Genomic DNA, 21,185 nt, shown 5'->3' on the forward strand with positions numbered 1-21,185 from the left:
GTGAAAGCATCCGCCAACCGTGAGGAACTGCCTTCTATACCGATTTTAAGGATTTGGCGATTAAGCATGACCGACGGCCTTCGGACGACCCGAGACCGAGACGGATCAGGAACGCGGAACGACAGTTATGGCTGAAATGGGCACGCCGAGCGCGATCCGGGAAAGCGACTACGAAGCGCTCCTGAACGCCTTGACGGACACGGATCGCGGTCGCTGGTTCCTGAGCGAATACATGCGCCGGAACCAGAAGCCGGAGACCCAGATGGTGCTCGACGCCATCGCCCGCCTGGAAAAGGCGTTGGTGCGCGAGCGCACCGTCCCCAGCATCGACCGTATTCGCCTCGACATTGCCGACATGCAGGAGGCGATCGAACGCACCAAGCGCGAGATCGCCAACATCAAGCACGAGCAAGAAGAGGGCAATCGCTTCATCGAGGCCTCGAACGAGCTCGACGCCATCGTCACCAAGACCGAAAGCGCGACGCAGGAAATCCTCGCGGCCGCCGAGGCGATCCAGGAGACCGCTTGGACACTGCGCGAAAACGGCGCGGACGAGGAAAGCTGCGACGACATCGATGCGCGTGCGACCGAGATTTTCATGGCCTGCTCGTTCCAGGACCTGACCGGCCAGCGCACCCAGAAGATCGTCCAGGTGCTGCAGTATCTGGAATCGCGCATCAACCTGATGATCTCCATTTGGGGCCTGGAAGGCAGCCGCGCCCAGGACACCACGTTCGTTGAGGACACCCGGCCCGATGCGCATCTGCTCAACGGGCCCCAGCTCGACGGCAAGGGCGTGTCGCAGGACGCGGTCGACGAGATGTTCGATGTCAGCGCGGTCGAGTTCGACACGCCGGATGCAGCGGACAAGGCTGCCGATGAGGCGAGCGCCTTTTCCGGAGAGACAGCCTCTGCCGACGAGATCGACGCTCTCTTTGCAACGGTCGACACCGATAGCGAGAGCGACGCAGATATCTTCGACGCCGGCAAAGAGGCGAGCCAGGAGCAGGCAAACGCCCGCGAGATGGCCGGCCTCGAGTTTGACGACATCGAATTTGCCGATGCGGACGTCTTCGAGAAGCCGTCCCTTGCACCGGCAAGCGCTGCCGCCGAGGACGACTTCGACGACGTGGTGATCGTCGATGACGAGGATACCGCCGCCTGGGAAGCCGAATTCGAGGTCATCGCCAAAGTCGACGCGACGCCTGCGCCCAAGGCGCGGCCCGAAAGCGTCGACGACGGCGAGGACCCGCTCGATCGCCTCTCGCCCGGTGAGAAGCAGTCGCTGTTCAGCTAGGCTGCTCCGCCCGGACGAGGATGAGGACCTGGTCCGGCATAAGGCCGGGAAGCTGCGCTGACCGCGGCCGCCAGTTTCGGGGAGAGACGGCGACGCGGCGGATGCAGCACGCCGCAGTTTTATCTTGGGCCTGCAAGAACTACAGGTAGCTCTGCAAGCTGGAAGCAGACATCGCAATGGATGGAGGGGCATGATCCACGACCGGCTGGAGGAACTGGCAAGGACACATGAGCCGTCGGCCCGGTCCGAACTCGTGCGTCTGCTCAGTGCCCAATATTCCGACAGGCTCGAGCGCGAGCCGACCGAAGCCGAGCGCCATCTGTTTTCGGGGCTGGTGCTGGACGTGTTCGACCAGCTCGATCATTCCGTCCGCCTCGACATCGTCGTGCGTCTGGCCCGCACCTCGCGCATTACCCAGCCGCTTGCCGACCGCCTCACCGAAGAGCCGTTCGACATCAGCGAGCCCGTTCTGGAATATTCCCCGGTCGTCAGCACCGCAAAGCTGCTCGAGGTCTCGCGCAACCGGTCGGATCGTCATCGCCTGGCCATCGCCCGCCGGCTTCATGTCCCCCACAAGATCGTCGATACACTGATCGCTCGCGGCACGTTTCCGGTGGTGAATGCCCTGCTTCAGAACCAGGGGGCCGAATTCGCCGTCCGGGCGATGCTTGCAGTCCTCATCCTGTCGGCGGCGGACCAGCGACTGCTCGGCGCCCTCGCCCGGCGCTGCACGCAGGACGAGGGCTTCCTCGGCGACATGAAAATGATCTCCCAGACGGACTGCCCGTTGATGCCCGCCAACCTCGAGCGCGCGCTCGACAATCAAGACGAGCTGGACCGGCTGGCGCAAACGGCGGTGGATGACGATCGGGACGCAGGGCTGGAAATCGACGGCCAGCAGCTCTCCCGCCACGAGCTCCATATCCAGATCGCGTCCGGAGAACTGGGTTTCGAGAGCATTTTCCTGACGCTGGTCGAGCGCAAGGACATGAACAGCATCATCTGGCTGGTGTCCCGCCATCTATCGCTGCGCGATTCCTCCGTGCGCGACACCTTCGCCTCACAGGCGGGCGGTGCCGTCGCGATGCTGATGAAAGAAACCGGCATTGGGCACAAGACCTACGGCCAGTTCCTGCGCCTGAGATGCGAATGGCTCGGGATCGGCTCGAAGACGGTGGCGCAGGAGGTCTACATGTACCGGACGATGCGACATCCCGGCAGCCAGCGCGCCTTCAACTGAGGCTTGGCCTCCGCCTAGCCGGCCAGCGCCTTCGCCATCATGTCGGCGTCGATATTGCCGCCAGACAGGGTGAGCGCGATCACGCGCCCCTTCATCGGCAGCCGGCCCGACAACACCGCTGCAAGGCACACCGCCCCGCCCGGCTCCACCACCAGCTTCAGCTCGCGAAAGGCGAAGGCGACCGCCGCCAGCGCCTCGGCATCGCTCACGGTCAGCCCCTGCTTCGCCCGGCGACGCGTGATCGCGAAACCGATCTCGCCCGGCTGGCGGGCAAGCAATGCATCGCAAACGGAACCCGCTTCGCTCGGATTGGCGACCACGGCCCCGCCCACAAGCGAGCGTCCATGATCGTCGAAGCCTTCCGGCTCCACCGGCAGCAACTCGCAGTCGGGCAGCAGCGTTTCCAGGGCAAGAGCTATACCGCCGGTCATCCCGCCGCCGCCGGCACAGGTCAGCATGGCATCCGGCGTCAGCCCCATGGCAGCAGCCTGTTCGGCGACCTCGGCCCCGATCGTGCCCTGGCCGGCAATGACGCCGGGATCATTATAGGGGTGAACCATCGTTGCACCGGTCTCGCGCGCGATCTCAAGGGCCAGCGCATCCCGGTCGTCGACACCCCGGCGATAGGTGACGATCCGCGCGCCGGAACGGCGCGTGCGGTCGAGCTTTGCCTGAGGCGCGTCCTGCGGCATCACGATGGTTGCCGGCATGCCCAGCACCCGGGCCGCCTCCGCCACGCCCTGTGCGTGGTTGCCGGACGAACAGGCGACCACCCCGCGTGGGCGATCCCCTTCAGGGATCAGCGAGAGGCGGTTGAAGGCGCCGCGAAACTTGAAGGAGCCGGTGCGCTGCAGGTTCTCCGCCTTCAGCAATACGGTTCCGCCGGTCAGCTCGTCGAGAAACGCCGAGCGCAGCAGGGGCGTCACCGCCGCCTCTCCGGCAATGCGCCGCTGCGCATCGCGAACATCCTGGAAAATCGGGGCAGTGACGGGAATCGCGTCCATGAAGGCCTCCTGCAGAAGCCATCAGTCCTACATGATCGCAGCGCCGGGTTGAAGCGCCTGAAGCGCACAGCGTATCAGGCAGCTCCGCGAGCGTGGGCCCTCTCGGCGGCATCCAGGCAATTGTGCAGGAACTGGCGCGTACTGGCCTCCCAGCTGTAGGACAGGGCCAGCTCGCGGCACCGCTGACGCGAAATCTCGAGCGCTGCGACGGCCGCCTTGCCGAGGTCCTCGTCAAGCACCCCCGCCCCGGTTCCCTGAAGAATGTCGAGAGGCCCCATCACCGGATAGGCGGCAACCGGAACGCCCGCGGCCAGCGCCTCCAGCAACACGTTGCCGAACGTATCGGTGCGGCTTGGAAAGACCACGACATCCGCCGACGCGTAGTGGGCGGCAAGGTCCTCGCCCGTCTTGGTGCCGGTAAAGAGAACGCCTGGGTAGCGCGCACGCAGCTCCGCCAGCTGCGGCCCGTCGCCGACCACCACCTTGGTGCCCGGCAGCTCCAGATCGAGGAAAGCGACGATGTTCTTTTCCACCGCCACCCGGCCGACATACATGAATATCGGACCGGCGAGCGTCCGCGGGAGCACGCTCCCCTCCCGCGGGCGGAACAACTGATGGTCGACGCCGCGCGACCAGCGCATCAGGTTCGTGAAGCCGCGCTCCGCGAGATCCTGCTCCAGCGTCGCGGTGGCCACCATGCAGCCATGCCCGGCATTGTGGAAGCGCCGCAGCCAGGCGTAGGACCAGGAAACAGGCACCGGCATGCGCGCGGACAGGTATTCAGGAAACCGTGTGTGATAGCTCGTCGTGTAGGCCAGCCCCAGCAGCCGGGCAACACGCGCGGCCATCAGGCCCAGCGGCCCCTCTGTGGCGATGTGCAGGTGATCGTATTCCCCCTCAAGGATCCGCCGGCGCAGGACCGAGGGCGTTGTCAGCGACAGGCGGATTTCCGCATAGGTCGGACAGGGAACCGTGAAGAAGTCCGCTGGCGAGAGCACCTCGACCGGCACGCCCATCCGGCGCAGCTCGTCCACGGTGCGCTCGATCGAGCGCACGACACCGTTGATCTGGGGACGCCAGGCATCGGTGACGATGAGCAGCGACTTCATGCCGCCGCCTGCGCCCGGCGCGGTGCGCCGCTTTCCAATGCGGGCGCCTGCTCTGCCCGGTCCGCCCAGCGGATGATCTCGAACGTCCCGTCGTGATGCTCGGCGACGGCCGTGCAGCTTTCCACCCAGTCGCCGGTGTTGATGTAGTGAGTCCCGAACTCGGTATGGTCGGCGGCGTGGTGGATATGGCCGCAGATCACCCCGTCGACGCCCTGGCGCTCGGCTTCGCCCGCCAGCGTTTCCTCGAACTTGCCGATGAAGTTGACCGCGTTCTTGACCTTGAGCTTGGCCCAGGCCGAGAGCGACCAGTAGGTCAGGCCGAGGCGGCGGCGCAGGATATTGAGCCCGGTGTTGAGATTGAGGGCACTCACATAGGCCCAGTCGCCGAGGAACGCGAGCCACCTGGCATGGCGCACCACCACATCGAAACGGTCGCCGTGGATGACCAGATAGCGGCGCCCGTCGGCGGTCTCGTGGATGGTCTCCTCCATCACCTCGATGCCGCCGAAATGCGTGCCGAGAAAATCGCGAAGGAACTCGTCGTGGTTGCCGGGCGTATAGACGATGCGGGCGCCCTTGCGGCCCTTGCGCATCAGCTTCTGGACCACGTCGTTATGGGTCTGCGGCCAGTACCACATGCGGCGCAAGCGCCAGCCGTCGACGATGTCGCCGACCAGATAGATGGTTTCGGCATCATGATACTTGAGGAAATCGAGCAGCATGTCCGCCTGGCAGCCGCGCGTACCAAGATGAATATCGGAGAGGAAGATTGCCCGGAAATGTCTCTGGGTCGGCTCGGAGGACATGGCACGCTCCTGACAAGACTTTGAGCGTCTAGATGCGCGATTCCGGTCTCAGAAATATGACAAACGGCCGAAACGACCCAAAAGGCGGGAAGAAATAGGCCTTGCACGTCTGCAGCTGGACGGAGCGGGGACGGCTCCGCTATCAATTCGGCAACGATGCCCGCGGGGGCCCCTGCCCCGGGCGGGCCAGATCGGGAGATACGACATGGATCTTGGACTTTCCGGCCGCAAGGCCATCGTCTGCGCCTCGAGCCGCGGACTTGGCCGAGGATGCGCCGAAGCGCTGGCCGAAGCGGGATGCGATCTGGTGATCAATGGTCTCGACCGGCTCCGCCTGGAAACGACCGCGAGCGAGATCCGCGCCCGCTATGGCGTCAACGTCGCCTCGGTCGTCGCCAATGTCTCCACCCGCGAGGGACAGGACGCCCTGCTCGCCGCCTGTCCCGAGCCCGACATCCTGGTCAACAACAATGGCGGCCCGCCGCGCCGCGACTACCGCGAGCTCGACCGCGACGCGATGATCGACGGGGTGATCCAGAACATGATCTCGCCGATCGAGATGATCCAGCGGGTGGCGGACGGCATGGCCGAGCGCGGCTTCGGCCGGATCATCAACATCACCTCGATCACCGTGCGCATGCCGCTGGAAGGGCTCGACCTGTCGAGCGGCGCGCGCGCCGGCCTCACCGCCTTCCTCGCCGGCGTCTGCCGGACCTATGCGGGGCGCAACGTCACCATCAACAACCTGCTGCCCGGCAAGATGGACACGGACCGCCTGCGCGGCGGGCTGGAGCGCACGGCCGGCATGACCGGGCAGAGCGTCGATGCGGTCGGCAAGGCCCAGCAGGCGGAAATCCCGGCCGGCCGTTTCGGCACGGCGGAGGAGTTCGGCAAGATCTGCGCCTTCTACTGCTCGAGCGCGGCCGGCTACGTGACGGGACAGAACGTCCTCGTCGACGGCGGCCTCTATCCGGCGGCGTTCTGAGCGCCTGCACAGCCAAAGCAAAAGCCGGCGGGGAGCTCTCCCCGCCGGCTTCTTCATACCAAAGTGACCGACAGCTCAGTAGCCGCGCGCCACGTCATACTCCGGACGCTCCGCAGGACCGCCCCAGCGGTACCGCATCGACGCGGAGATGATGTTCACGCTCGCTTTTGCCTTGCCGACATAGCTGCCGACATTCGGATTGTAATCCTGATGGCCGGGACCGATGTTGATGTCGGCATCGGCCGCGTGGATGTAGGTGTAGCCGAGGTCGAACGACAGGTCGTCGGTGAACTTGTAGCTGGCGCCGGCCGACAGCCACAGACGGTCGGTATCCGGCAGGCGGGTCGAGCGGATCTCGTCCGTGATCGGCGAGATCTCGTAGCCGATGCCGGCGCGCATCGTCAGGTCCTCGTTGACGTCGTATTCGCCGCCGATCGCGAAGAACCAGCTGTCGCGGTAGTTGAAATGCAGCGTCTGCACGGTGGCGCCGGTCGCCTGCGACGTAACGCGCGGCGACTTGAGGCGGCTCCAGTTGGCCCATTCCACGGTGCCGAAGACCCGGAACGCATCGGTCACCCGTTGCTTGGCCGAGAAGTTGATCATCTCCGGCGTGATCAGCGAGGCATTGATGTCCGTGAGGCCGGCCGGCGTCTGGATGTCGCCGTCGAGGGTCTGGCTGACGCCCGAGCGGAAGCCGAGGCCGAGCTCGGTGCCCTCGAACGGCTTGAACGTCACACCGGCGGTGACGCCGAAGCCGATGTCGTCGCCTTCAAGGATCGCGGAAGGATAGCCCGGCACGTTGGGCAGGGCCGACTTGAGCGTCACCTTGAAATACTGGACCTGCACGCCGAACGCGAAAGACAGCATGTCGTTGAGCTTGTAGCCGACAGTCGGCGTCACGTTCACCGACATCACCTTGGACGTTCTGGAATAGAACTGCCCAGCCCAGTTCTGGTGCGGCTTGGTCGCAAGGCCATAGGGCGCGTTGATGGACAGGCCCAGAAAGATCTGATCGGTGAGCTTGTAGGCCGTGTAGGACGCCGGAACATAGCCTTCGCTGCCGATGTCGCCGGACGGCGCCGAACTCGGCGTCAGGCCGAGGACGCCCCCGCCGATGGCCGACGGCGTGAAGGCACCGGTGATCTCGGCGGTGGGAGCGACCAGCGTGTGGTGGCTCTCGAAGGTGAACCCCTCCCCGGCCCCGGTGATGGTCGCCGGGTTCCAGAACATCGACGAGATCGACGGGCCGGTCGTGCCGTTGCCGGCAAACGACATGCCCTGGTAGTAGGCGCTTTGCTCGCGCAGGGCGAAGCCGCCCGCAAGGGCGGCCGACGAAGCAACCATCGCCGAAATTGCGGTAAATGACAGTAGAACGCTTCTGCTCTTGGGTGACATGTCTCGACCACTCCTCCCCGGTCTGCAGGACGAAGCAAAGCCCCAATGCCCGCCCTGTTGAGAAGAGGATGAGAAAGTCACGACTGCTTCGCAATCGCCGTGAGCGACCGGATTTCGGTGGCCCGACATGACAAGAAGTAAGGTTTTGCAGGTTCCGCTAAGGAACCTTTCCGTTGGGGAAACCTGAACAGGATCTCAAAACCCGCAACTGTGTGACGATTTCACGACGGATGCGCACGCCCGATGCGCATTTGCATATTTTTTATGCAAATATCCGCTGCCGGGGCAACACCTTCCCTTTTCGGAAGGATGTTGCCCAACTGCAACGAAAGTGGCGGCGGAGAAACGGGGGGATGTCACTCCGCCGCCTGAGGCAGAGCCGGCGCGGGGGCCGGTGCACGCTCTGCCACATCGGTATTGGCGGCCTCGGACCTGCCATCCTCGCGCCGTGCCGGCCGGGCGGCCATCACCTCGTCCTCGGTCTTGTCGAGGCGCTTGCGGAACCACAGGGCGTAGAGCGCCGGCAAGAACACGAGAGTCAGAACGGTCGCGACCGTCAGGCCGCCGATCATCGCGATCGCCATAGGCCCCCAGAAGATGTTCATCGTCAGGGGAATGAAGGCGAGAACAGCCGCCAGCGCCGTCAGGATCACCGGCCTCGCTCGGCGGACGGTGGATTCGACGATTGCCCGCCGCATGGTGGCACCGGCATGAAGATCGTGATCGATCTGGTCGGCCAGAATGAGCGTGTTGCGCATCACCATGCCGCCCAGTGCGATAACGCCGAGAATGGCGACGAAGCCGAACGCCGCATCGGCAATCAGCAGCGAGGCCACCGCCCCGATCAAGCCGAGCGGGAAGGTCAGGAACACCAGCGACATCTTCGAGAAAGACTGCATCTGCAGCATGATCAGGACAGCCATGGCGAGGAACATCAGCGGGAACACCGCGGCCAGCGCCACATTGGCCTTGGCCGATTCCTCGGCCGCGCCGCCCGTATCGATCCGGTAGCCCGCCGGCAGGCTCGCCTCGATCTCGCGCATCTTCGGCAGCAGGGAGGCGGTCACGTCCGGTGCCTGCAGGCCAGGCGCAACATCCGCCCGCACGGTCAGTACCGTCTCGCGATTGCGCCGCCACAGGATCGGATCCTCGGCCGTGTAGACGATGCGCGCCACCTGGGAGACGGGGATCGCCCGCCCGTCGCGCACCTGCAGCACCATGTCGCCGATATCACCGAGCGCGGCGCGCTCCGTTTCGTCGGCCCGCACCACGACGCCGATCGAATGGCGCCCCTCGCGCAGCGACGTCACCTCGTATCCGGACAAGAGCGTCTGCAGCGACTGGCCGATCTCGGAGGTGGACAGCCCCAGCGCCCGCGCACGGTCCTGATCGACTTCCAGACGCACTGACTTGACCTTCTCACCCCACTGCAGCTCGGTGTTGCGGGTGTCGGGGCTGGCCCGCATCACGTCGCGCACCTTCGCGGCGGCCTGGCGGACCTCTTCCAGATCCGGCCCAACGACGCGGAACTGCACAGGATAGCCGACCGGCGGCCCGAGCTCGAGCTTGTTGGCCCGCCCTCGCACGGCCCCTTCCGACTCGGCAAACCGGGTCTGGAGCTGGCTGACCAGCGCGTCGGCATGCTCGCCGCCCTTGGTCTGAACCAGAATCAGCGCATAGCTCGGATTGGGCAGGGCCGGGTTGTAGGCGAGGAAGAAGCGCGGCGCGCCAGCCCCCACATAGGTGGTGAAATAGTCGACATGCTCATTGGTCTTGAGCCAGTCTTCGATGGCCTTCGCCTCGCGCTCGGTCGCCGCGAAGGACGCGCCTTCCGGTCCCTTGAGCTCGACCAGCACTTCCGGCCGCGAGGAGTTTGGAAAGAACTGCTGCTTGACGAAGCCCATGCCGTAGCCCGCCAGAACCAGCAGGCCGACGGTCGCCAGCACCACCGGCAGGCGGAAGCGCACGGCGGCGGTGACCATTTTGCGCAGGCGGTTGTAGGAGGGCGTGTGATAGATCGCCTCCTCGTCTATCTCGCCGCGCTCCGCCGCATGGCGCTCCAGCGAGCGCGGCAGCAGTTTCAGGCCGAGGTAGGGTGTGAAAACGACCGCCACGAGCCAGGAGATCAGCAGCGCCGTCGTCACGACCCAGAAGATGCCGCCGGCATATTCGCCGGCCGCCGACTTGGCAAAGCCGACGGGCAGGAAGCCTGCCGCCGTCACCAGCGTGCCGGTCAGCATCGGAAAGGCAGTGGATTCCCAGGCGAAGGTCGCTGCGCGGAAGCGGTCCCAGCCCTGTTCGATCTTCACCACCATCATCTCGATGGCGATGATCGCATCGTCGACCAGCAGGCCGAGCGAGAGGATCAGCGCGCCGAGAGAGATGCGCTCCAGATCGATGCCCATCAGCATCATCACCACGAAGGTGGCTCCAAGCGTCAGCGGCACGGAGAGCGCGACGATGATGCCGGTGCGAAAGCCGAGAGACAGGAAGGAGACCAGAAGCACGATCGAGATGGCGACGACGAACTTCAGCAGGAACTCGCCAACGGCCTCCTCAACCACTTCCGGCTGGTTGGAAACCTGGTGCAGTTCCGCGCCGACCGGCAGGCGATCCTTGATCTCGGCCGCCTTCTCATGCAGACGCTCGCCCAGTTCGAGCACATTGCCGCCGGCCGACATGGCAACGCCGAGCAGGATGGTGTCCTCGCCGTTGTAGCGGGCGACATAGCTCTGCGGATCGGCCACGCCGCGGCTGACCGTGGCGATGTCGCCGAGCCTGAACACCCGACCCTCCGCCTCGACGGGAACAGCAGCCACCGCCTCGACGCCGGCAAGGCTGCCGCTGACCCGCACCTGCACGGTCTCGCTCGGGGTATCGACCGAACCGGACGGCACGACGGCATTCTGGGCGGCAAGGGCATCGAAGATCGCGCTGGCAGGAATGCCGAGCGTCGCCAGCTTCGCATAGGAGATGTCGACATGGATCTTCTGGTCCTGCTCGCCGAAGAGCTGGACCTTTTCAACGCCAGGCACGGCCAAGAGCGACTGGCGGGCCATCTCGGCAAGGTCCGACAGCTCGGTCCAGGTCGCCCCTGGCGCGGTGAGCGCGTGAACCTGCACGTAGACGTCGGCATATTCGTCGTTGAAGAATGGACCGCGCACGCCCTGGGGCAATTCGCCTGAAATATCGCCCACCTTCTTGCGCGCCTGATACCACAGCTCCTCGACCTCCGAGGGCGGCGTCGCATCCTGCAGGACGATCTGGGTCGCCATGAAGCCGGGGCGGGTATAGGTCTCCAGCCGCAATAGCCAGGGCAGCGTCTGCAGGCGGGTTTCGACGCGGTCGGCAACCTGCTCCTGCATCTCCTGCGCACTGGCACCCGGCCACACGGCCGTCACCACCATCACCTTCACGGTGAAGGCCGGATCCTCGTTGCGGCCGAGATTGCCATAGGCATAAACGCCGGCAAGAGCCGTCACGATGATGAAGAAGAGAACCAGCGTCTGGTGCCGAATGGCCCAGGCGGACAGGTTGAAGCTGCTCATCGCAGCGCCCCCACCTGTACCGGGCCGCGCGACTCGCGCAGCACCGCCTTCAGCGTCAGACCGGGATCGATCCGGTGCACCCCGAGGCTGACCACATGCGCGCCTGGCTCGAGGCCGGAAATGACGGCGCGCTCGGCCTCAATGCGGTGCACCTTGACCGGCACAGCCTCGACGTGTTCCGCCCCCGGATCCGCCCGCCACACATTGGGCGCATCGCCCGAATACCAGACGGCGGTCAAGGGCACGGCAACCTCGTCCTGTCGTGCCACCTGCTGCAGATGGACCGTCGCAGTCATCCCCAGCCGCGCGTCAATAGTAGGGTCGTCGATGGCAAACCGTGCGGTGAAGGTTCGCGCGGCCGCATCTGCCACCGGTGAGAGCTCGCGAAGCCGGGCCTGATAGAGCCGGTCCGGGCTGGCCCACAACGTCACGCTCGCCCGCGCCGCTTCAAGGTCGGCGACCTGCGCCTCGGGAATCGCAACTTCCACCTCGCGCTCGCTGTCTCCAGCGATCCGGACGATGCCCTGCCCTGCGGTAACGACCTCGCCGGGCTCGGCCGTCACAGCCGTCACCACCCCGTCGCGATCCGCACGCAAGGTGGCATAGGCGAGCTGGTTTTCGGCGAGAATGCGCTGCTCGGACGCCGCCTTCAGCGCGGCAGCCGCCGCATCGTCGGCGGCGACGGCCTGATCGAGCGCGGATTGCGAGACATGCCCCTTGGCCTGCAGCGCGGCGATCCGCGTCCGGTCCTCGGCCGTCCTGCGGGCCTGCGCCTGTGCGGCCCGCTCCTCCGCTTCGCGGGCCCGCAGGCTCGCACGCAAATCTTCCTCATCCAGGCTGGCGAGGCGCTGGCCGGCAGTCACCCTGTCGCCGACATCCACAAGCCGTTCGGAAATCTTGCCGCCGACCCGGAAGGCGGACGGCGCGTCGCTGCGGGCGTGGACGGTGCCGGAGAACGTGAGGTCGTGGCCATCGGCCTTCACGGCCGGTTCGACCCACACGACACGAGGCGATGCGGCGGAGGTGTCCGCTTCCTCGGCCGCCTGCGGCTGGCAGGCGGCGACCAACACGGCCGTCAACAGGACCGCGCCGACCCGCCCCGCAGGGCGACCGAGATTGAACCATGTACCAACCGATGGAGGAAACGCCGGAAATGCGGAGGCGAGAGATGCGGGGAAGCTGCTCATCACTTGAGGCCTTTCGGGCGCATTATCGTCGGCACCGAGCCGACCGGCTGGAAACATGGAACGAGCGCGAACACCTCCGCGCGACCCTCAATATGGATGACAAGTGACGATTGTCAATAAACGTCAGTGAGCATATATTAGTCGTCAGAAGGCGCTGGTGCCCGCAGACAGAGCCCGGCGCATGCCGTTCGGCCAAGCGTTTGCATGACGTCTGAAAGGTCCCGCCGGGCGGGTCGCGAAACAGACCTTCGGTTCCGGGACGAGTTGACGCAGGCGGCCATGGCTCCCATTGTGAGCCTGCGTTGCCGCGCTCGTTTTCGATGGCATTCAGGCAACCAAGGCCGCAGGCTCAAGAACCAGAAATGACCGGATCAGTGCATCATGACTGACTTGCTGGAAATGGAAGAGGCAGCCGCCCGGGACGGGACGAACAGTCCGGCGACCCGCGAGACGCGCAGACGCATCGTCGAGAAGGCAAGCGAACTGTTCCATCTTTACGGCTACCAGAAGACCACCGTGGCCGACATCGCCCGCGAACTGGGCATGTCACCGGCCAACGTCTACCGCTTCTTCGCCTCCAAGGCAGAGTTGACCAAGGCGGTCACGGTGATTGTGACCAGCGGTCTGCGCGCCGCCATGGAGCGGGATATCGAGGCCTGCGGCGGCTCCAGCAGCGACAAGCTGCGCAAGATGGTCCGCCAGCACTTCCATCATGTGCGCGATCACTACACGGACAACAGGAAGATCCACGACCTGCTGGAAGCCGCCATGGACGAGGCGTGGGACGAAATAGAAATCCACAAGGCCGAAATGCGGGAGAGCTTCTCCCATCTGATTCAGGAAGGCATCGAGAGGGGCGAATTTCCTCAACAGGACGTCGAGACCTCGGCCCTGCTGTTCCAGCATTCGCTCGTGATGTTCTTCCATCCGGCGCTGGTGGCGCAGACCTGTCGCTGCCTGCCGGAAGGACATCAGGACATGATGTTCGAGCCGATGGTGGATTTCGCGCTGGCAGCGCTCCGCGATGGCCGGTTTCGTGCCTTGCCTGCCGAGGTCACCGCTCCCGCCGCGTCGTGCTGAGGTCCGGCCCCGCGTCGGGAGAGCCACAGGCAGCCGCCGCAGGCAAATCGCCGACCGAGAGCCTCAGGGCGTGCGGCCGTCGAGCATTTGCCGGTCGCTCACCTCGCTCCAGGGCGTAAGCCGCTCCAGCGCGCGGATGTAGCTTGCATGAATGTCGCGCGCAACGTCGCCAGTACTCGCCAGCGCGGCGACGACATCCTTCGACGTCGTCTGCAGTGCCTGCATGACCGGCTCCGGGAAGCGCCGCAGCTCGACCCCATCGTCTTCCACCAGTTGCCTCAGAGCCTCTGCATTGCTCCAGGCGCTCTCGGCGATGGAATGCAGGGTCTCCATGCGGCAGGCGGCGACGATCACTCCCTTCAGATCGTCCGGCAGCCCCTCATAGGCCACCTGGTTGATCAGGGTCTCGCTCGCCCCGTTCGGCTCGTGGAAGCCGGGCGAGTAGCAGAGCTTGGAGACATTCTGAAACCCCATCGCCCGGTCGGCTTCCGGGCCGAGGAATTCCGCGGCATCGAGAAGCCCGCTCTGCAGCGCCGGCACGATTTCCGAAGGCGGCAAGGAGACCGGCGTCGCCCCCAGGCGCCGCATCACCTCTCCGCCGAGGCCGGTCATCCTGATGCGCAGTCCCTGAATGTCGTCGAGCGTCAGGATCGGCCGCATGAACCAGCCGCCAAGCTGCGGGCCGCTATTGCCGCCCATGAGCGGCTTGATACCGAACGGCGCATAGAGCCGCTGCCAAAGATCCATGCCCCCGCCCTGCTCCAGCCAGGTCACATGCTCGTAAGGCAGAAGTCCGAAGGGCACGGCGGAAAAGAAGACCGCGGCCGGCAGGCGATCCTGCCAGAAGGCGGGCGAGGCATGCCCCATCTGCGCCGTTCCCGCGGATACGGCGTCGAACACCTCGCCACCCGCGACCAGACCGCCGGCAGGAAACAGTCGCACGCGCATGCGCCCGCCGCTCAGGCGCGCGATCGTGTCGCAGATCCGGGAAGCCGACACGCCGGGTCCCGGCTGATCCGCCGGCCAGGTGGTCACCATCTTCCACTCGATCGTGGTCTGGGCGAGCGCGGGCGTTGCCAGCCCACCGGCCAGTCCCAGACCCGATAGCCCCAGCCCCGCCAGTCCGAGCGCACCGCGCCGCGTCACGTCGGCCGAGCCGGAGGAGGATGACGATGTCTTGCGATGTTTCATTCAGCGTCTGGAACCATGTCTGCGGAACGTGTCGAGCCTTCGACCGTGCCGTTTCCGCACTGGTGCGGTGCGAACCGGTGTTTCATGGCAGACTCCGACATGGTGGGCAACTGCGCAAGCCCCGCAAGATCAAAGTTTCACAACCGCACGCAACATCGCGCGACCGATCGTGAGCTTCCGCGGTTGTCCCTTGCCCCACCCTGCGGCATCAGCTTCACTGTCGCCTTGAGTCGCGGCGCCTGCCGCCCAGCCAGCTGGAGACGTCCATGGTTCCGTTTTTCGTGATGATCAAGTGCCATCTCGGCAAGGCCTACCAGGTGGCCAATGCCATTGCCGACGCGGAGATTGCCTCCGAAATCTACTCGACCGCCGGCGACTACGACCTGCTGGTGAAGTTCTACGTCGACGACGAGACGGATATCGGTCACTTCGTGAACGAGAAGGTCCACCCCTTCGACGGCATTCTCGACACCAAGACCATGATCACGTTCAAGGCGTTCTAGCAGGGACATTCCCCCTGTCCAGGCGCGTTCCGGATGCCCTCGGCAGGGGTTTTCCCGCCGCCCGTTATCTTTCAATGGCCGGCCCAGTTCTTCAAACGAAGTCGATATCAGGCGCGGTGACTCGAGTTATCAGTTCGCCGGTGTTCACCGCGCGATAGACAGACCTGGGCGGGCGGGCAACTCCGTCAACGCTGCGGCGTACCCAGTTTCTCGCTTCCATCGATTTCAACGACTGCGACAGGGCGCGGTCGGTTATCGGCTGCAGGTTTCGCCTGATGTCGTTGAAATGGCTGGGTGTCCGCAGCGACGTCAAAACCGGCAGCGTCCAGGACCGGCGCAGCAACTGCCAGTCTTCCTCCGTCGAAACAGAGCGGACCTTGCTGGCGATGGCAGCTGCCACACCCCCCAATTGCGTGAGCCGGAATTCCGGCCGCAACGGATGACCGTAGCCGGGGTTTCTTTCGATCAACCCCATTTCGATCAAGTGATCCATGCTTTGCGCGAAGGCGGTCCTGCTTGCGCCGGTCGCGGCCAGCAGCGGCGCCTGCCGCCCGGCCACACCCGAATGCAAGCCCGCCAAGATGGGCAGGGCCCAAGCCCGGGACGTTATCTTGACAAGCAACCCAATGTCCATAAAATATAGTTAGTATATTTTGATGAAAAAGGAAAGCCCATGGCGCTCGTTTCACTCGACAAGACCATCACCATCGCCATGTCGGTCAAAGATCGCCATGCGAGCGCCAAATGGTACGAGGCCATGCTGGGCTTCGAGGTGCTCTATCATGCGGACGAGGCTGGCTGGTCCGAGCTTCGGACGAACACGCCCGGCGTCGCAATCGGCCTTGGCGAGCATACGAAGCCCGCGCCCGGCAACTGCGTGCCGGTCTTCGGGGTCGCCGATCTGGATGCAGCCCGGCATGAACTGGAACAGGCCAAGGTGAAGTTCGATGGCGAAACGGATGTCGTCGAGGGCATGGTCAAGACTGCAACATTCTACGATCTCGACGGCAACGCGCTGATGCTCGCAGAAGACTTGACCGGAGAAGCCGCATAAGTCCCGGCTTTCGGCGGGGATGTCGAGAGTTCAAGGCCCTGACCCGCGCCGGCTCAGGCCTTGGACGGGGTGACCGTGCTGCGTTCGCGGGACCTGTCGAGGCCGAGCTGGTGCTCGCGGAAGATGACGAAGACGCCCGCGCCGATGACGATGGCCGCGCCGCCGATCACTTCCAGTGTCGGGATCTCGGCGAAGACGATCCAGCCGACCAGCACCGTCCACAGCATCGTGGTGTATTCGAACGGCGCGATGGTGGATGCATCGGCGTAGCGATAGCTCTGGGTCAGCAGGATCTGGCCGATGCCGCCGAACAGGCCGATGGCGACCAGGATGATGGCGTCGTTCAGGTCCGGCATCACCCAGCCGAACGGTGCCGACATCAGCGCGAAGACCGAAGTCACCGCCGCGAACCACACCACGATGGTGGACGTGCGCTCCGTTCCCGTGAGCCGGCGGACCGTGATCATGGCCAGCGCCATGAAGATCGCGCTGGCGAAGGCCAGCATCGCCCCGAGCGAGGCTTCTTCCGTCGGCGCGACACCGGAAAGATGCGGCGACAGGATGATGAGAATGCCGAGAAAGCCGACAACGACGGCGCTCCAGCGATAGGCGCGCACCTTTTCCCGCAGGATCACGGCGGCCAGCGCCACGGTGACGAGCGGCGCGGAAAAGCTGATCGCCGTCGCATCGGGCAGCGGCAGCCGGGCAATGGCGGCGAACCACAAGGACATGGCCGTTCCGCCGACAATGGCGCGGCTGATGTGGCCCCAGGGGCGCTGCGTGGAAAAGGCCTCGGCCAGCTTGCCCTGCCAGGCGATGACCAGAAGCACCGGGATCATACCGAAGAAGGAGCGCGCGAAGATCACCTCGCCGACCGGATAGGCCCCGTCCAGCAGCTTCACCAGCGCGATCATGCCGGTGAAGACGAGAGCTGACACCACCTTCAGCGCAATACCGAGCCTGGGGTTGTAGGCGTTGAAATCTTTGGCGACCGGTGTCTGTCCGGTCGTCGTGTCGGCGCGTTCGGAGGCCATTGCGTGTCAGGATCTGCCGGTGGCACCGGCCTGTCTGACAGCCCGGAAAGGTGGAACATCCTTTATTTATAGGATGAATCGCGCAGGGCTGCCCATGGGAATTGCAGGGCACCCTTGCGCGAAACACATGACCTTGCGTCAGCTATTGGCTGCGCGAATAGCCTCCCAGACCCGGAGCGGCGTCGCGGGCATGTCGATATGGGCGACAGCCGCCCCGCGGCGAAGCGCATCGCCGACCGCATTCATCACTGCGGGACCTGCGCCGATCGTGCCGGCCTCGCCCGCGCCCTTGATGCCGAGCGCATTGGTGGTCGAGGGAATGTTGTTGGTCTCGAAGCGGATACCCGGAATATCGGCCGCGCGCGGCATCTGATAGTCAAGGAAGGAGGCAGTGAGAAGCTGCCCGTCCTCGTCGTAGACCGTGTGCTCCATCAAGGCCTGGCCGATGGCCTGCACGACACCGCCATGCACCTGGCCGGCGAGCAGGATCGGGTTCACGGTGACGCCGAAATCGTCGACGATCACATAGTCCAGCAGCTCGATGTCGCCGGTCTCCGGATCAACTTCCAGCTCGCAGATATGCGTGCCGTTGGGATAGGTCGCCTCGGCCTGCTTGACCTCTTCGCGCGCCGACAGGGTCTCGGGCGCGGCGGCAGCGATCTCGGCCAGCGTCACCGACCTGTCGGTACCCACCACCCGGACCTCGCCGTCGACGAGCTCCAGATCCTCAGGGCCCGCCTCCAACTTGTCGGCGGCAAGGTCCTTGATCTTCTTCACCAGGCTGCGCGAGGCCTCCAGCACGGACGGCAGGCCGATGGGAATCGAGCGCGAGCCGCCCGTGCCGCCGCCCTTGCGCACCCGGTCGGTGTCGCCCTGGATCATGGTGATGCGGTCGAGATCGACGCCGAACTGTTCGGCGATGATCTGGCCGTAGGCGGTGGCATGACCCTGGCCGTTGGTCTGCGTGCCGATCAGCAGGGTCAGCGAGCCGTCGCCGCCCAGCTCCACCGTCGCCTCTTCGGAGCCGGCGAAGGCGCAGGCCTCTATATAGGTCGCCATGCCGATGCCGCGATAGCGCCCGCGCGCAGCGGATTCCTCCACCCGCTCGGCAAACCCGTCCCAGCCGATTGCCGCCATCGCCTTGTCCATATGGGCGGAAAAGTCGCCGGTGTCGTACATGCGCCCCGTGTGGGTGGTGTAGGGAAGCTGCTCGGGACGAATGAAGTTGCGGCGCCGGAACTCGGCCGGCGACATGTCCATCTCCGCCGCCGCCCGGTCGACCAGCCGCTCCAGCAGATAGGCGGCCTCGGGCCGGCCCGCGCCGCGATAGGCATCGGTCGGCGTCGTGTTGGTGTAGACGCCCTTCACCACGCCGTACATCGCCGGCACGTGGTAGAGGCCGGTCGCCATCGACAGGCCGAAATTCGGGATCATCGGGCCATACTGATGCAGGTAGGCGCCCATCGCCGCCACGATCTCGACGCGCAGCGCCAGGATGCGCCCTTCGGCATCGAGCGCCACTTCCGCCATCGACAGGTTGTCGCGGCCGTGCGCGTCGGCAAGGAAATGCTCGGTGCGCTCGCAGACCCACTTCACCGGCCGGCCCAGACGCTCCGCCGCCACCAGGCAGACCGGATACTCCGGATAGACGAAATTCTTGGTTCCGAAACCTCCGCCGACATCCGGTGTGATCACCCGCAGCCGGTCGCGCGGGATGCCGAGAATGTCCCCGGCGATGATCGCCTGCATGCTGTGGCCGCCCTGGGTGCCGGCGGTCAGCGTGTAGCGCCCGCTCTCGGCATCGTATTCGCCGACACAGCCGCGCGGCTCCATGTAGTTGCACACGAGCCGGTTGTTGACGATGTCGATCCGCGTGACGTGGTGAGCACTCTCGAATGCCCGGTTCGTCGCCGCCGCGTCGCCCGCATCATAGGTGAAGGCAAGGTTGGTGCCCGTCTCCGGCCATACCAGCGGCGCGTCGGGCTTCAGCGCATCGCCCGTGTCCACCACCGCGTCGAGCGGCTCGTAGTCGACCTCGATCAACTCGGCCGCCGACTTGGCATTGGCGAGCGTGTCGGCAACGACCAGCGCGATCGGCTCGCCGACATGGCGCACAGTGTCGGTGGCCAGCACCGGGCGCGGGGGAACCGCATGCCGCGTGCCGTCGCTCTGGGTGAGGATCGCCTTGGTCGGCATCAGGCCGAGGTCCGGAATGTCCGCCGCGGTCATCACCATGGCAACGCCCGGGGCGGACCGTGCCGGCTCCAGATCCCCGAGGGTAATGCGCGCGTGCGCCACGCTGGAGCGCACCACGAAGGCGCGCAACATGCCGTCCGACTGGATGTCGTCGGTATAGTGCCCACGGCCCGTGACCAGTGCATCGTCTTCCTTGCGGCGCACCGGCGCGCCGATGCCGAACTTGGCGTGCACCATCTCGTTCATTCGAATGCCTCGTTGCTAACAGCCGGGCGCTGCCCGGAGATCGCTGCGGTGATTGCGGAAAGCGTTGCGTGCGACATGTCGCGCCGTGCCGGGAGGGTCAAGGCCGAACATGGCGGATCAGGTATCGCGACGAAAACCGCCAGTGTGTGGTTGAGGAAAAGCTTAGCGGCAAAAGCGCCCATTCGCCAAGGGGGCGGAAGACCGGCCAGACCCTTTCGCGATAGCTGCCAATGGGACTATGCTTCCCCTCTCACCTTCTTGCGGCCGCCGTCGTCGCCTTCCCGCCACGGACACCCCGATGCCCCCTCCTTCCGAGCAGTCGCCCCCAGACTCTCCCGATCCTGGAGACAGGCGCAGCCTCGCCCAGCGCTATCGCGACACCGGCGACAGGCTCTCGCTGCTGCCGGGCAATGTCCGCGGCATCTTGTGGATGCTGGTCGCCAGCATTTTCTTCACCGCCATGGTCACCCTCATCAAGATCCTCGGCGAGAGATTGCACGTCGCCGAGATCATCATGATCCGCCAGATCATCATGACGATGATCGTCGCTCCGGTGATCATCTCGGGCCTTCCCGGCTCGCTGAAGACGCAACGCCCCGGCCTGCACGTCATCCGCGTCTGCTGCGCCTCGGTGGCCATGCTTGCCGGCTTCACCGCGATCATTCACCTGCCGTTGGCGGACGCCACCGCAATCGCCTTTTCCAAGACCTTCTTCCTGACGATCCTCGCGATCCTGTTCCTCGGCGAGACCGTCGGCCCGCACCGCTGGGCGGCCACGGCGATCGGTTTCCTCGGCGTCATCGTGATCCTGCAGCCGGGCGGCGATACGGGCTTCAGCATCTATGCGGCCATGGCGGTCGCCGGTGCCGCAGCGGCCGGCACCGTGATGATCATCATCCGCAAGCTGTCGCAGGTGGAACGCCCGGTCACCATCCTCACCTATCAGGCATTTTTCGTCGGCCTGATCATGCTGCCCATCGCCGTCTACTACTGGAAGACGCCGACGCTGGAGGAGTGGGGCCTCTTGCTGCTGGTGGGCATGGCCTCCTGGGCAGGCCAGATGTGCAACATCCGGGCCTTTCGCGCCGGCGAGGCTTCCGCCCTCGCCGCCCTCGACTATGCCCGCCTGATCTACGCGACCATCATCGGCTTTCTGGTTTTCGGAGAGCTGCCGGCTCCCGCCACCTATGCCGGCTCCGCGCTCATCGTCGCCGGAGCGCTCTACACGGTCTGGCGGGAAAACCGGCTCGGCCGGCAAATCACGGCGCGCACAGGCGTGCGGGCCGATCCCCCTTGATCCGGGAGGCCTG

At 65.3% G+C, this 21,185-nt stretch carries 17 protein-coding genes; 7 read left to right on the plus strand and 10 right to left on the minus strand.

Going from position 1 to position 21,185, the window contains the following annotated elements; genetic code table 11:
* The first annotated feature begins 127 nt into the window (after positions 1 to 127).
* Both ACVJ6E_RS11245 and ACVJ6E_RS11250 read left to right on the plus strand, forming a co-directional pair.
* The gene (locus tag ACVJ6E_RS11245) at positions 128 to 1,297 is read left to right on the plus strand and encodes a protein phosphatase CheZ (RefSeq protein ID WP_120267226.1); all 1,170 of its coding nucleotides are present in this window, start codon (positions 128 to 130) and stop codon (positions 1,295 to 1,297) included.
* Positions 1,298 to 1,487: 190 nt separating this feature from the next.
* Complete coding sequence (locus tag ACVJ6E_RS11250) at positions 1,488 to 2,537, plus strand: DUF2336 domain-containing protein (RefSeq protein ID WP_120267225.1); 1,050 nt, start codon at positions 1,488 to 1,490, stop codon at positions 2,535 to 2,537.
* A 14-nt stretch (positions 2,538 to 2,551) separates the two neighbouring features.
* Here the strand turns inward: ACVJ6E_RS11250 and ACVJ6E_RS11255 are convergent, their stop codons facing one another.
* From ACVJ6E_RS11255 to ACVJ6E_RS11265, 3 genes are all read right to left on the minus strand, one after another.
* Complete coding sequence (locus ACVJ6E_RS11255; RefSeq protein WP_120267224.1) at positions 2,552 to 3,541, minus strand: threonine ammonia-lyase; 990 nt, start codon at positions 3,539 to 3,541, stop codon at positions 2,552 to 2,554.
* A gap of 74 nt (positions 3,542 to 3,615) precedes the next feature.
* Positions 3,616 to 4,650, minus strand: a complete 1,035-nt coding sequence (locus ACVJ6E_RS11260) for a glycosyltransferase family 4 protein (RefSeq protein WP_120267223.1) — start codon at positions 4,648 to 4,650, stop codon at positions 3,616 to 3,618.
* Positions 4,647 to 5,456 carry a UDP-2,3-diacylglucosamine diphosphatase gene (locus ACVJ6E_RS11265; protein ID WP_120267222.1) on the minus strand — a complete coding sequence of 270 codons (810 nt, stop codon included), beginning with the start codon at positions 5,454 to 5,456 and terminating at the stop codon, positions 4,647 to 4,649. The genes ACVJ6E_RS11260 and ACVJ6E_RS11265 overlap by 4 nt, the downstream gene beginning before the upstream one ends.
* Positions 5,457 to 5,661: 205 nt before the next feature.
* On the opposite strand from ACVJ6E_RS11265, the gene ACVJ6E_RS11270 reads away from it, so the two are divergent.
* Entirely contained in the window at positions 5,662 to 6,441 is a 780-nt protein-coding gene (locus ACVJ6E_RS11270) for an SDR family oxidoreductase (protein WP_120267221.1), read from the plus strand.
* 75 nt (positions 6,442 to 6,516) lie between these two features.
* Here the strand turns inward: ACVJ6E_RS11270 and ACVJ6E_RS11275 are convergent, their stop codons facing one another.
* The 3 genes from ACVJ6E_RS11275 to ACVJ6E_RS11285 form a co-directional block, all read right to left on the minus strand.
* Positions 6,517 to 7,785: an OmpP1/FadL family transporter gene (locus ACVJ6E_RS11275; protein ID WP_491676449.1), complete on the minus strand. Its 1,269-nt coding sequence runs from the start codon at positions 7,783 to 7,785 to the stop codon at positions 6,517 to 6,519.
* A gap of 407 nt (positions 7,786 to 8,192) precedes the next feature.
* Positions 8,193 to 11,384, minus strand: coding sequence for an efflux RND transporter permease subunit (locus ACVJ6E_RS11280; protein WP_120267219.1), 3,192 nt, complete (start codon positions 11,382 to 11,384; stop codon positions 8,193 to 8,195).
* Complete coding sequence (locus ACVJ6E_RS11285; RefSeq protein ID WP_491676450.1) at positions 11,381 to 12,451, minus strand: efflux RND transporter periplasmic adaptor subunit; 1,071 nt, start codon at positions 12,449 to 12,451, stop codon at positions 11,381 to 11,383. Before ACVJ6E_RS11285 ends, ACVJ6E_RS11280 begins: the two co-directional genes overlap by 4 nt.
* A gap of 501 nt (positions 12,452 to 12,952) precedes the next feature.
* Here ACVJ6E_RS11285 and ACVJ6E_RS11290 point away from each other — a divergent pair.
* Positions 12,953 to 13,651, plus strand: a complete 699-nt coding sequence (locus tag ACVJ6E_RS11290; RefSeq protein WP_120267217.1) for a TetR/AcrR family transcriptional regulator — start codon at positions 12,953 to 12,955, stop codon at positions 13,649 to 13,651.
* Between the two features lie 63 nt (positions 13,652 to 13,714).
* Here the strand turns inward: ACVJ6E_RS11290 and ACVJ6E_RS11295 are convergent, their stop codons facing one another.
* A complete protein-coding gene (locus ACVJ6E_RS11295; RefSeq protein ID WP_120267216.1) occupies positions 13,715 to 14,842 on the minus strand; it encodes a TRAP transporter substrate-binding protein in 1,128 nt (375 codons plus the stop codon).
* A gap of 266 nt (positions 14,843 to 15,108) precedes the next feature.
* Here ACVJ6E_RS11295 and ACVJ6E_RS11300 point away from each other — a divergent pair, with 266 nt between their 5' ends.
* Positions 15,109 to 15,345: an Lrp/AsnC ligand binding domain-containing protein gene (locus ACVJ6E_RS11300; RefSeq protein WP_120267215.1), complete on the plus strand. Its 237-nt coding sequence runs from the start codon at positions 15,109 to 15,111 to the stop codon at positions 15,343 to 15,345.
* A 91-nt stretch (positions 15,346 to 15,436) separates the two neighbouring features.
* Here the strand turns inward: ACVJ6E_RS11300 and ACVJ6E_RS11305 are convergent, their stop codons facing one another.
* Entirely contained in the window at positions 15,437 to 15,967 is a 531-nt protein-coding gene (locus ACVJ6E_RS11305) for a winged helix-turn-helix transcriptional regulator (protein WP_208996598.1), read from the minus strand.
* Positions 15,968 to 16,018: 51 nt separating this feature from the next.
* Between ACVJ6E_RS11305 and ACVJ6E_RS11310 the strand changes: the two genes are divergently transcribed.
* On the plus strand, positions 16,019 to 16,399 hold the full coding sequence (locus ACVJ6E_RS11310) for a VOC family protein (protein ID WP_120267213.1): 381 nt from the start codon (positions 16,019 to 16,021) through the stop codon (positions 16,397 to 16,399).
* 53 nt (positions 16,400 to 16,452) lie between these two features.
* Here the strand turns inward: ACVJ6E_RS11310 and ACVJ6E_RS11315 are convergent, their stop codons facing one another.
* A complete protein-coding gene (locus ACVJ6E_RS11315; protein WP_120267212.1) occupies positions 16,453 to 17,433 on the minus strand; it encodes a DMT family transporter in 981 nt (326 codons plus the stop codon).
* Between the two features lie 138 nt (positions 17,434 to 17,571).
* Entirely contained in the window at positions 17,572 to 19,875 is a 2,304-nt protein-coding gene (locus tag ACVJ6E_RS11320; protein ID WP_120267211.1) for a xanthine dehydrogenase family protein molybdopterin-binding subunit, read from the minus strand.
* 298 nt (positions 19,876 to 20,173) lie between these two features.
* Here ACVJ6E_RS11320 and ACVJ6E_RS11325 point away from each other — a divergent pair, with 298 nt between their 5' ends.
* Entirely contained in the window at positions 20,174 to 21,172 is a 999-nt protein-coding gene (locus tag ACVJ6E_RS11325) for a DMT family transporter (RefSeq protein WP_120267210.1), read from the plus strand.
* The last annotated feature ends 13 nt before the right edge of the window (positions 21,173 to 21,185 follow it).

This window comes from Stappia sp. G46H5W (assembly GCF_058448995.1).

Coding starts and splice junctions, on each gene's coding strand:
- ACVJ6E_RS11275 (WP_491676449.1), bottom strand. CDS start 7,785: ATGGTTGCTTCGTCGGCCGCCCTTGCGGGCGGCTTCGCCCTGCGCGAG.
- ACVJ6E_RS11270 (WP_120267221.1), top strand. CDS start 5,662: ATGGATCTTGGACTTTCCGGCCGCAAGGCCATCGTCTGCGCCTCGAGC.
- ACVJ6E_RS11320 (WP_120267211.1), bottom strand. CDS start 19,875: ATGAACGAGATGGTGCACGCCAAGTTCGGCATCGGCGCGCCGGTGCGC.
- ACVJ6E_RS11315 (WP_120267212.1), bottom strand. CDS start 17,433: ATGGCCTCCGAACGCGCCGACACGACGACCGGACAGACACCGGTCGCC.
- ACVJ6E_RS11245 (WP_120267226.1), top strand. CDS start 128: ATGGCTGAAATGGGCACGCCGAGCGCGATCCGGGAAAGCGACTACGAA.
- ACVJ6E_RS11290 (WP_120267217.1), top strand. CDS start 12,953: ATGACTGACTTGCTGGAAATGGAAGAGGCAGCCGCCCGGGACGGGACG.
- ACVJ6E_RS11255 (WP_120267224.1), bottom strand. CDS start 3,541: ATGGACGCGATTCCCGTCACTGCCCCGATTTTCCAGGATGTTCGCGAT.
- ACVJ6E_RS11250 (WP_120267225.1), top strand. CDS start 1,488: ATGATCCACGACCGGCTGGAGGAACTGGCAAGGACACATGAGCCGTCG.
- ACVJ6E_RS11260 (WP_120267223.1), bottom strand. CDS start 4,650: ATGAAGTCGCTGCTCATCGTCACCGATGCCTGGCGTCCCCAGATCAAC.
- ACVJ6E_RS11295 (WP_120267216.1), bottom strand. CDS start 14,842: ATGAAACATCGCAAGACATCGTCATCCTCCTCCGGCTCGGCCGACGTG.
- ACVJ6E_RS11325 (WP_120267210.1), top strand. CDS start 20,174: ATGCCCCCTCCTTCCGAGCAGTCGCCCCCAGACTCTCCCGATCCTGGA.
- ACVJ6E_RS11280 (WP_120267219.1), bottom strand. CDS start 11,384: ATGAGCAGCTTCAACCTGTCCGCCTGGGCCATTCGGCACCAGACGCTG.
- ACVJ6E_RS11265 (WP_120267222.1), bottom strand. CDS start 5,456: ATGTCCTCCGAGCCGACCCAGAGACATTTCCGGGCAATCTTCCTCTCC.
- ACVJ6E_RS11300 (WP_120267215.1), top strand. CDS start 15,109: ATGGTTCCGTTTTTCGTGATGATCAAGTGCCATCTCGGCAAGGCCTAC.
- ACVJ6E_RS11310 (WP_120267213.1), top strand. CDS start 16,019: ATGGCGCTCGTTTCACTCGACAAGACCATCACCATCGCCATGTCGGTC.